Origin of the sequence: Pseudomonas machongensis, from assembly GCF_034961125.1 — a bacterium.
In the GTDB taxonomy this organism is placed as follows: domain Bacteria; phylum Pseudomonadota; class Gammaproteobacteria; order Pseudomonadales; family Pseudomonadaceae; genus Aquipseudomonas; species Aquipseudomonas machongensis.
Map to the genome: position 1 here is coordinate 1 of NZ_JAYFUI010000045.1, position 10,271 is coordinate 10,271.

Annotated in this window: 11 protein-coding genes and 1 tRNA gene; 7 read left to right on the top strand and 5 right to left on the bottom strand. The window is 51.3% G+C overall.

The features are described from left to right. Window positions 1-209: 209 nt before the first annotated feature. The 7 genes from VA602_RS03080 (at window position 210) to drt3b (ending at window position 6,287) form a co-directional block, all read left to right on the top strand. A complete protein-coding gene (locus VA602_RS03080; RefSeq protein WP_323452439.1) occupies window positions 210-788 on the top strand; it encodes a hypothetical protein in 579 nt (192 codons plus the stop codon). 9 nt (window positions 789-797) lie between these two features. Then, entirely contained in the window at window positions 798-1,004 is a 207-nt protein-coding gene (locus VA602_RS03085; RefSeq protein WP_043211003.1) for a helix-turn-helix domain-containing protein, read from the top strand. Between the two features lie 18 nt (window positions 1,005-1,022). After that, the gene (locus VA602_RS03090; protein WP_054895537.1) at window positions 1,023-1,403 is read left to right on the top strand and encodes a hypothetical protein; all 381 of its coding nucleotides are present in this window, start codon (window positions 1,023-1,025) and stop codon (window positions 1,401-1,403) included. Between the two features lie 21 nt (window positions 1,404-1,424). Further along, window positions 1,425-1,679, top strand: a complete 255-nt coding sequence (locus tag VA602_RS03095) for a hypothetical protein (protein ID WP_226938352.1) — start codon at window positions 1,425-1,427, stop codon at window positions 1,677-1,679. A 97-nt stretch (window positions 1,680-1,776) separates the two neighbouring features. Then, window positions 1,777-1,852, top strand: a tRNA-Thr gene (locus VA602_RS03100). Between the two features lie 1,230 nt (window positions 1,853-3,082). Then, a complete protein-coding gene (gene drt3a / locus VA602_RS03105) occupies window positions 3,083-4,378 on the top strand; it encodes an antiviral reverse transcriptase Drt3a (protein ID WP_323452440.1) in 1,296 nt (431 codons plus the stop codon). Next, window positions 4,371-6,287, top strand: coding sequence for an antiviral reverse transcriptase Drt3b (gene drt3b, locus VA602_RS03110; protein ID WP_323452441.1), 1,917 nt, complete (start codon window positions 4,371-4,373; stop codon window positions 6,285-6,287). Before drt3a ends, drt3b begins: the two co-directional genes overlap by 8 nt. 952 nt (window positions 6,288-7,239) lie before the next feature. On the opposite strand, the gene VA602_RS03115 is transcribed toward drt3b, so the two are convergent. From VA602_RS03115 to nrdD (VA602_RS03135), 5 genes are all read right to left on the bottom strand, one after another. After that, window positions 7,240-7,668: a hypothetical protein gene (locus tag VA602_RS03115; RefSeq protein ID WP_323452442.1), complete on the bottom strand. Its 429-nt coding sequence runs from the start codon at window positions 7,666-7,668 to the stop codon at window positions 7,240-7,242. Window positions 7,669-7,859: 191 nt separating this feature from the next. Beyond that, window positions 7,860-8,513 (bottom strand): glycosyltransferase family 25 protein, encoded by a 654-nt coding sequence (locus tag VA602_RS03120; RefSeq protein WP_323452443.1) that lies wholly within the window; start codon window positions 8,511-8,513, stop codon window positions 7,860-7,862. Window positions 8,514-8,775: 262 nt separating this feature from the next. Further along, window positions 8,776-9,501 (bottom strand): anaerobic ribonucleoside-triphosphate reductase activating protein, encoded by a 726-nt coding sequence (locus VA602_RS03125; RefSeq protein WP_323452444.1) that lies wholly within the window; start codon window positions 9,499-9,501, stop codon window positions 8,776-8,778. Between the two features lie 174 nt (window positions 9,502-9,675). Then, entirely contained in the window at window positions 9,676-9,825 is a 150-nt protein-coding gene (gene nrdD, locus VA602_RS03130) for an anaerobic ribonucleoside-triphosphate reductase (RefSeq protein ID WP_323452445.1), read from the bottom strand. After that, the coding region (gene nrdD, locus VA602_RS03135) for an anaerobic ribonucleoside-triphosphate reductase (RefSeq protein WP_323452446.1) at window positions 9,800-10,271 on the bottom strand (472 nt) is incomplete at its 5' end. The genes nrdD (VA602_RS03130) and nrdD (VA602_RS03135), both read right to left, overlap by 26 nt.

The following is a 10,271-nucleotide window of genomic DNA, read 5'->3' on the forward strand; positions in this document are numbered from 1 at the left end:
AAGACACAAGCGGGCTGGTCCCGCGAACACGGGCGTAGCCCGTGCCAGGCAGCGCGGTGTCTTTTTCGCGGACAAACCCGCTCCCACACCAGGTTCAAGTTCCCACTGCGGCAAAGCGTCGCAAAAGTCATTACAGCAAAATAAATTATTGTATTACGATAATTTATCAAGAATAATCCGCCCCGTTCATCACTGTACGGAGGCACCCCATGAACAGTAGATCCGTCGCCTATGCGCGCTCCCGATTGCGCACCATCGGCGCCCTGGCCGCCCTTCTGGCCTGGACCACCGCTGCCGTCGAGTTCGGCGGCACGCCGCTGCTCTGGCTGCTCGACTACCCCACCATGGTTTCCGCCTACCTGCAGGCCTACGGCGACCAGATGCCGCTGCTCCTGGCCGAAGGCTACCAACCGTCCCACCTGGCGATCGGCCTGGTGTTCTTCCTCGACCTGATTCCCACCGCCATCTCGGCATTCGCCCTGCTGCTGACCGGCATCTTCTTCATGCGCCTGTCCAAGGGCCAGACCTGGACGCTGCCCAACATCCGCCTGCTCTGGTGGGTCGGCCTGCTGTGCATCGGCTCGCCGCTGCTCTGGTCGCTGATCGGCACCTTCGAGGGCCTGGCGCTGGCCATCGACCTGCCTGCTGGCGAAAGGAGCTTCAGCGTGTCGATCGGTGTATCATCCGAGGCTGTCTACGAGATCATGAAAAGCATTCTGCTCTGCGCCTTCTCGCTGCTCATGCGTGACGCCAAGACCATCAGCGATGAACACAACTGTTATGTCTAGCCACCCCTTATGCCGATAATCATCCGCCTCGACGTCGTCATGGCCCGGAACAAGATCCGTTCCAAGGACCTGGCGGAAATCATCGGCATAACGGAAGCGAACCTGTCGCTGCTGAAGAACGGCAAGATCAAGGGCTTCAAGATCGAGACCCTCGAGAAGCTGTGTCGCGCGCTGAACTGCCAACCTGGCGACCTGCTGGAGTTCAGCGAGGAATGATCAAGGACTGCAACACCCATGTATTTGCCCCACAAAGGTTTACTCGCCGTACTGCTGGCCACCTGGCTGATCAGCGGCTGCGGCCCGAGTTACACGTATAGGTATTCGCCACCGCCCAGCGCGCATGGCATGAACTGCATCAACAGCTGCTCGAGCGAGCGCAGACATTGCCAGCAACTGGAGCGTCTGGAAGAAAACAGCCAGCGCGCCCTGTACCAGGCCGAAATGCGTGCCTACCAGTACTGCAAGACCGGCAAGAGCAAGAAGGAAGCGCGTCACAACTGCTACCAGCCGAGCTACCCATTCGGCAGCTCGTCCAGCTACAGTTGCGGCCGCGATTACGACAGCTGCTACATGGCCTGCGGTGGCACCATCCAGCGCATTCGCAACCCAGATTGATAGATGAACGGATTTCGACACGTGAAATACACCACGCCTTTCACCCTTCTGGCCCTTGGCCTGGCCCTGAGCGGCTGCTCCAGCAGTAGCAGCAGCTACACCCCAAGGACTTCGAACCTGGACTGGGAAACCCCCGGCATGCAGCTCGGCGGCGACCGCGGCCTGCCCCTGCGAGTGGACGACCGCTGCCGCAAGCGCGGTTGCGACAACCACAAGCTGTTTTTCAACCCCGCAGAGCCTGAACCGAGCGTCAACACCATCCACCGCGGCTGGTAGGATTTTCTCCTTTGAGGGCGGCGACTTAGGCGATTTCGCGTTGAATGCAAGGAAGTGGTTTACAGCAGCCAACCGATCGCTATAATGACGCCCCTGTGCCGGTATAGCTCAGATGGTAGAGCAACTGACTTGTAATCAGTAGGTCCCGGGTTCGATTCCTGGTGCCGGCACCATTCAAGGTTCCATAGAAAGCTTTCAAAATCTCTGGAACCCCCGAAAAACCCGCCTTCTGGCGGGTTTTTTCGTTTTGGCGTTTCGTTGATTCGGCCTCAGCCTGTCCATCCCAATGGCTGCAAAGGCCTGACCTTCCCCGGCAGTCCACAGGCGTAGACCAGGAGTCGCAAGAGCTGTCGATGACAGCACCCCAGGTGACCCGAACCTTGAAGGTCACGCCGCTCCCGCGGTGGTTCACCCGCAAGTACGATTCGCGTCCGGCAGCTCGTACGGTCACTACCCATGTGATGGATGCCACCTCAATATCGTTGCCCCTGCGGCAACCACCCTACCCATCTGCTCAGCAGCAACCTATTCGCTTGGCCATTTCGCGTGCGCCAACCCGCGCCCGTCTCTTTCACTGGAAAGAGACGGGCGCTTCTAACACTGCTGCAGCCCTGATCGCACATGGCTCAGCGGCAATTCCCCTCGTGACAATTGGCGTGACAAACGCCGATGTCACCGGCAACAGCGATGTAGATGATGGTGCCGCAGACCAAGGAATGGACTGCACCTGACTGACAGTCAGGCATGCCCCGGACATCGCATTGCTGCGTTCACCCGGCTCAGGATCTCGCGGCACTGGTCTCGTCAGCCAATGCAGCCTCCACCCGCCCACCGGTAACGGTGCTCAGGAGGCCAGATCATGAGATGCCCTTGCTCCCGGACGTAAGGAGCCGCCAGTCCCGCGTAGTGGACATTCCCCACAGGTCGCAGGGGCCTTGATCCCTGATAACACTCAGCATTCTTGGCGGGATGACGTGGGGAGGTTTACAGATGAGCGCCACTGAGCGACGGCGACACTTACATTTGATGTAAATGGGAGATTTGCCAAAACATCAATCAAAACGACGAGTGGTCGACTGAGCTTTCGGATATAGAAATGTGCTCCGGCGGACTTTGTACGCTTAGCTCTACACCGCGTAAGCTCAAATTGCGCTGGCAGGTAGATTAGACCATGATGGCATTGTGCTTTGACCCATATTTAAATATGCTTCCTCCGATGCGCCCAGGCGAACCAAAAATGAAACAAGTTGCCAGCTCACATAAAATCGATGTCAAACTAACATTTGACTAAATTCAGCGCCATATAGCGTATTATTTAGCAGAACAGAAACATGAACTCTCGATAACCACACTTCACATTTCAGCGACTATCATCGCATACCAGATTGGTAACAGAGAATCCTATGCTGAATCAGAACTTTTCACCGGATAATCTAAAAAAATTCCTTCATAGCAGACGCGATCAGCGGAAATTAAAGAAGCAAAACTCCTTTGAAAGCGAAGAGAAAATTCTGACCGATCTGAGTTACAAGGTGGACAGTCAAGATTTTAAATTTGAAAGCATTAGCACTGCTCAAATAAAAAACAAAAAAATAGTCCGCACCAAAAGCATAAAAGAGATTTTAATCCTAAGAAAGCTTAACGATAATCTAAAACGCATTTATGGTGCAAAGCAGTCTAACCGCAGAGAAATAACCAAGCAAGTATATACACTGCTCCAAGAAATCAACCCAATACATATAATAAGATTAGACATTAAAAGCTTTTATGAAAGCATAAAGCTTGACGCCGTACTTGAACCAATTTTCGAAGAAACACTTCTATCACCTACTTCGAAAAAAATAGTCAAGGCAATTCTGAGAGACCCTTCAATCCCTGACCATATCCCCCGAGGACTAAACATAAGCTCTACGCTAACAGAAATATATATGCGTGATTTCGACGGTGCCATCAGAAGCCTCAGTGGAGTCTACTATTACGCTAGATACGTAGACGACATAATCATATTTGCATACAAGAACATAACAACTGGAAGCGAACGAGCGATTAAAAGCTCCCTTCCAACAGGGCTTAACACCCACAAGAAGAAGAGCAAATATCACCCTATTATTTGTAGGTGTCTGCTAAATTGCGAATGCAGTAACAACTGTAAATGCAGAGCATCTTGCACTTGCGAGCCTGACGCACCAAAGAATATTACGCTAGATTACCTCGGATATAATTTTACCTTTTCTGACATTCCCAAAAACTCAAAAAAAGAAGATCGGAAAAAACCCAAAAAAGTAACCGTAAGCCTAGCAGAAAGAAAAGTAAACCGCATCAAGACAAGAACAATACTAGCGCTACTTGATCATTGCAAAAAACCAAACTACCAATTGCTGAAGGATAGAATCCACTTCCTAACAGGGAACTGCGAGTTCAGCATTAAAGGTGATTTTAAAATTCGCAGCGGAATATTTTACAACTATCCACTATTAAGCGCGGACGATCCGGCACTACTGGACCTCACAAACTTCCTAAGAAAATCAGTACACAGCAAAAGAGGCTCATTGGGGAGAGCGCTATCAAAATCTCTATCCAACGCGGAACGCTCTCAACTAGGGAGACTTTCATTCCGTTCCGGATTCAAAAATAAAATCACCTATAAAGTTAGCGAAGAGAAGTTGAGCGCCATAAAGGAGTGCTGGAAAAATGCCTAAATCGAGGATCAACAAGGGAGATTTCAAAAGGGTACTTTTAACTGAGACAGCACCATATGAAGTTCCTGTAATTTTCAACAACGAAGGTTTCTATGAGCACATAAAAAATGGGGATATGCACACAAATAACCTCCTCATGTCCATAAGGAGCAATACTTGGAAAATCCCACTTCCCTACAAAATTAAAAAAGACACACTGGGAGCTCGCAGCCTCAGTCTGCCGCATCCAACATCACAGCTTGACTATATAGAATTCTATAAAGACTACGACGTACTAATTACGTCTCTGTGCTCGCGGAGCAAGATCTCTCTCAGAGCGCCTGTAAAAATAGCAGGTTTTTTCTATGATATAGATAGCAAATATAGTAGCGCTGACATCAACCCAGAGGCCAAGGAGATAAACGACGGATCTGACAACCTAAACACTCCTCATGCAAGCTCTTATTTTTCCTACAACAAATACAATTTTCTTTATAAATTTTACGAATCCTACGAATACCATAGGATCGAAAAAAAATTTAATTTCCTGATGCGCTTTGATATCTCAAAATGCTTCGACTCTATTTACACTCACTCGGTAGCATGGGCGGTCAAGAGCAAGGGATTTGCTAAAGACAACCATAACGGAATATCATTTGAAAATAAATTTGATGAAATAATTAGAAACTCCAACCACGGAGAAACTAACGGCATCATTATCGGCCCCGAAACCTCAAGAATATTTTCTGAAATAATACTGCAGCGCATTGATATAGAAACTATATCAGATCTATCGAAAGACCACTTAATCTTGGGGCGTGACTACACCGTCAAAAGATATGTCGATGATTATTTTGTATTTTCAAAAAAAGAAGAAACCTGCAGGAAGATATTCAAGAAATTCAAGGAAAATCTAGAGCTATACAAGCTACACATCAACGAAAGCAAAACCAGCCTTCATACTACGCCATTCATGACCTCACTCACTATTGCGAAAAGTGAAACCAGGAAATTTATCAATGATTTTATTGATCAGCACCTAGTAAATACAGACGAGTCAACATGTGATGTAGTTTGCAAAGGTTCGCCATCAAAAAAAGCCAATCGCTTGATTCAAGAATTCAAACAAATACTTTTCTCCAATGTCACTGATTACTCTGGCGTCGCAGGCATTGCCTTAAGTCGAATCTGCAAAAAAATTAGCAAACTTAGAAATATAGCTTTCGCAGGCAATACTGATCGAGAAAGTATTTTTAACTTAATTTATATACTACTCGAACTCTGCTTCTTCATTCTCTCCATGACGCCTAGAGTTAGAGTTACATATCTAGTCATTCAGATATCCTCGATTTGCCTTGATATTTCCAAGCACCTTTCTTATGATCACGAAAACAACTTAAAGAAAAAGATACTCGATGAAAGTATTTTATTTTTGGACCTAATGATCTACGATGAAAAAGACGACTGCAAGGTTGAATCACTAAACATCTTAACTCTACTATCCACGCTGGGTCGCGAATATCTACTACCCCCTCAAAAGCTAAAGTCTTTATATGAAAAAATAAGCTCCACCCATAACACTTGCTATTTCGAAATCATTACTTTTTTGCATTATATTAAGTCCAACCCCACATACAACACCCTTAAAGAAGAAATTCTAGAAAAGATTGAAGCCACTATTTCCCTTGACCGCCGTGCAATTGAGTCGAACACAATCCATTTGCTACTAGACAGCATGTCGTGCCCGTATATCACTGAAAAACTCAAGAAAAAATTTCTTCAACTTGTTCTAGATCAGTATGACATCCCCAACAAAAACAAAATCAATGACTTCCTAAAGTCAGTATCAAAAACCTGGTTCACCAATTGGGACAGCCAAATAAATCTTCAGAGAGCTATCGACAAAAAAGGCTTGAAATTCACTTACTAACCGAAGTAGAATCCAAGAGCTTGAGCGAGTGCCACTCAACACGGGACAATGGGGCAAGAAATTGCGTTTACACATAGTCTTGAGCAATTAATTTTGCACACACACATAGCCTTCTCAAGTAAAGGTTGGCTGCGGTCAGTATGTACGCAGCCAATTTTTTTGCTCTACAGCTCACGATCGCAAAGCAATTTCAGCCAATGCCTTGCTCTGACTAGAAGCTCCCTCATTATTTTTGAGGCTTAACACGCTAAAGCCCGTCTATACAAGCGAATCATGAGTATAAAGGTAGTTTTAGGGATAGAAAATTTTACTTAATTAATTAAAATATTTAAATTCAAGTACTTATTACTCTCTTCGACTCCTGGTGCCACCATAGAAATCAATTAGGCCCACCTTACGGTGGGCCTTTTTCGTTTTAGGGCCATTGTCTTCTGAATTTTCCCCGTTCGTTCCGTTTCGTCCCCCCCCTCCAGGAGCTACCCTCCCGGATCAGACTGCTCAGTGCTCAGTGCTCAGTGCTCAGTGCTCAGTGCTCAGTGCTCAGTGCTCAGTGCTCAGTGCTCAGTGCTAGATGTTAGGCGTAGCGCAGTAGAAAAGTGGCGATGCGAAGGGGGTTGTGTATAGCCATTGTTTAAGCGATGCCCCAGGGGTCGTGTATAGCCTGTGGCTGCCAGGGGAAATGGCCTCCAGTTTGGCCACCCTTATATTGCCGACCTGTGACGATTTGCGTTGGGGCTGTTGCTAGGATAGGCGCTCAATAGCGCGAGCAAGACTCCATGGACAGCCATCAAACAATCGACGTAATCCAGAGAGCACTCACTGAACGCAAAGACTTAGGTGACAAGTCAGTCACCATAGATTCCCTCGAAGGTTTTCTAGAGGCGCTTAAACACACCGGCCAGCTTCAAGGCCGCTATACATTCTGGAATGCTTACGTGGCCACGGACCAAGCTCAAGCGGGATAGCTCGCATACACCTTTGTAGCGACGTAGCAGAAAAATGAAATCAGCATCGTGATGTTACGCATCCGGTACATCGTTTTCGTGCGTGCGGCCCAACGCTCAGCAGGTTCTCTCGCAAGCATCCTTGAGGTGAGATCGTTTAGCGCTCCCATCTCGATCCGGTGCAAGTAGGCCGAGTTTGCATTTGTTGTGGTGATCGTAGCCTCGATGCGGAGAAACCCGAAAACGGCGCTCAGTGCCATTATGAGTAACGTAATCAGGTACATCGTGGACACGTTAAGACCTAGAGGCCCAAAAGGCATCGTCTGAGCGAGGTACGCGCAAGCCGCCATCGACGCGCCCAGAACAAATCGGTCAAAGTTTGCAGTTTCGGTGCTCGCGCTTTGGTGAAGCTGAACACTCCTTTCATTCGAACTCATTTTTCAGCGTCCTTGCCTGGTTACTGACGTGGTTACCTAAGTGGCGATCATACAGATCGTCGGTTTAGTCTCGCTGAGACACTTTGGTCTGTCTCACGCCACAAAACGGTGAGGTCGCATGTCGTGGCGCGGGATTTGCTGACGCTCATCACTAGGCTCTGTCTGAGAGGTTGAAGCCGATCCCCCTCCGGTCAGAAATCCAAACGCAGCACCGTACGCCAAAAGTTCTTCAGCGGCGAACGCCAGTGCTTACGCCAATTACGCTCCCACCAGTCGTCTTCGTTCTTCACCACGTCCTCAAGGTCGCTACCCGTGACAGCAGCAGCATGCTGGCGGAACATCATCGGGAACACGCAGTGTTGCCGAATCCGTCGCTTGAACATCACGTCCACGGGCGTGCCGTCGTACGGCGTCTGGGCCAGGATCGCACAGCCTTTACGTGACAGCACGTACGCATGAAGCGCCACGACGCGGCCCCGGGCAATGAACGGGAACCAGGTCAACCAGGTTCGGCCCATGCTGTAGCCGAGGTGCAAGGCCTCGAAACGATGGCGACGCATGAAGCGGTTTACCCAGGCGATCCGCGAGGCTTTCAGCTCGTAGGGCATCACGTCATCTTCAAAAATCAGAATCCGCTCCAGGCCCTCCTCGAGCGCGCGCTGGGCGAGTTGCTGGTGCGACTCGTAGCAGCCGCGCTTGGGGTCGCCGTGCTTCTGGACGACATGAAAAATCACCGGGCTGTCGAGCACCTTGCCAATGCTCTTCCTGAACAACTCACGCCTGTCACTCCGTGCATCGAGCGAGATGCAATAGACGGCGTCAACATCGAAATGAATCCTGCCCACCAATCAATCCCTTTAACTAATGCCTGTCATATGGTGGTGCTGAATCGAAAGGCAATGATATCGGGAGAACCTGATATCACAAAGCCATGTAGGCATTTTCTCCCTGTGCCGCCCTGTTGAAAGGCGTAGCGCTTCGTGGTCCGAAAGCTCGATTGAGGGCCGCAGGGACCTTGGATAATTTCATTCCAGCGCTCTAATCAGCCGAGAGATATTCCATATCCAGCGACCCTTAAAGCAAATATCAGGATGATATCCACAAGCCTCAACACGCCTCCCTGAGCTCAAACCGCTCAAACAACTGCTGTAGATAACCCCACACCTCCCCACTCTCCGCAGGCCCCGCCACCTCCCCCAACCCCGCATCCAACACCCTCCCCCCCCGCGCCAACTGCACCACAAACCGCTTCACCCCAACCCCCGCCAACCGCTCTCCCAACCGCATCACCCGCTGCCCATCGAACAACCCCCAATGCACCGTGGTCCGACACTCATACTCAACCCCGTGCCCCAACAACATCTCCAGGCTCTCCCAGTTCGCCCGCCCGCTGCCGCGCACGCCGGTGATCAGCTGGCAGTCCTCCTCCAGCGCCTTGATGTCCATCCCGACCCAGTCGCAGAACGGCAACACCCGGCTCAATGCACCAGGGCGCAGGCCGGCGGTGTGCAGCCCGACCTTGAACCCGAGCTCGCGCACGGAGCGCATGGCGGCAGGCAGGGCCGGTTGCAGGGTCGCTTCGCCGCCGCTGAAGACCACAGCCTGGAGCAGGCCCTGGCGGCGCTCGAGGAATTCGAGCACGTGGTGCCAGCTCACGCCGGGATGGGGGTTGCGCGGGATGAGTTCGGGATTGTGGCAGTAGCGGCAACGCCAGGCGCAGCCTTGGCAGAAGACTACGCAGGCGAGGTGGTCGGGGTAGTCGAGGGTGGTCATGGGTTGTAGGCCGCCGATGCGCAGGGCGCTGGCTCGGCAGTTGGGGGTGGGCGTTGGCATGGGCGCTCCTGTTGGCGGCAGCATGCATTGGCCCTGCGGGAACGGCTTCAGCCGCGAAGAAACCACCGGCGGTGCCGGTGTTCGCGGGCAAGCCCGCTCCCACAGGGTTTGGGCTGGCTTTTAGATTTTGAGCAAGACCGTTGCTCCTGCAAGGGCTGCGTCAGGTCTGGAATGTCAGCGCTGTTCTCGGAAGTGCCGGCGCTCCTTGTGCTCGGCCTGCTTGCCGGGATTGAACGCAGCCACGGGGCGGTGATAGCCCATCACCCGTGTCCACACCTCGCACCGCTGGCGCTTTTCTTCAGGCAGTTGCTGCTGTGCATTCATGGTCTTGCTCCTTTATCAACGCTTCATCGCAACGCGGGCAGAACGTGTGCTCCCCCGCCAGGTAGCCGTGCACCGGGCAGATCGAAAAGGTCGGTGTCACGGTCAGGTAAGGCAGCCGGAAGCGGCTCAGTGCGGTGCGCACCAACTGCTTGCAGGCCTGGCTCGAGCTGATGCGCTCGGCCATGTAGAGGTGCAGCACCGTGCCGCCGGTGTACTTGCACTGCAACGCATCCTGCAGCTCCAACGCTTCGAACGGGTCGTCGGTGAAACCCACCGGCAACTGCGAGGAATTGGTGTAGTACGGCGCCTCGGGCGTGCCGGCCTGGAGCATGCCCGGGAAGCGTTTGCGGTCTTCTCGGGCAAAGCGGTAGGTGGTGCCTTCGGCGGGGGTGGCTTCGAGGTTGTAGAGGTGGCCGCTGCGTTCCTGGAAGTCCACCAGGCGCTTG

Bases quoted from the DNA above. Each gene is read 5' to 3' on its own strand.
- nrdD (WP_323452445.1), bottom strand. From the start codon at position 9,825: ATGAATGCACAGCAGCAACTGCCTGAAGAAAAGCGCCAGCGGTGCGAG.
- VA602_RS03090 (WP_054895537.1), top strand. From the start codon at position 1,023: ATGTATTTGCCCCACAAAGGTTTACTCGCCGTACTGCTGGCCACCTGG.
- VA602_RS03115 (WP_323452442.1), bottom strand. From the start codon at position 7,668: ATGAGTTCGAATGAAAGGAGTGTTCAGCTTCACCAAAGCGCGAGCACC.
- VA602_RS03125 (WP_323452444.1), bottom strand. From the start codon at position 9,501: ATGCCAACGCCCACCCCCAACTGCCGAGCCAGCGCCCTGCGCATCGGC.
- VA602_RS03085 (WP_043211003.1), top strand. From the start codon at position 798: ATGCCGATAATCATCCGCCTCGACGTCGTCATGGCCCGGAACAAGATC.
- drt3a (WP_323452440.1), top strand. From the start codon at position 3,083: ATGCTGAATCAGAACTTTTCACCGGATAATCTAAAAAAATTCCTTCAT.
- drt3b (WP_323452441.1), top strand. From the start codon at position 4,371: ATGCCTAAATCGAGGATCAACAAGGGAGATTTCAAAAGGGTACTTTTA.
- VA602_RS03080 (WP_323452439.1), top strand. From the start codon at position 210: ATGAACAGTAGATCCGTCGCCTATGCGCGCTCCCGATTGCGCACCATC.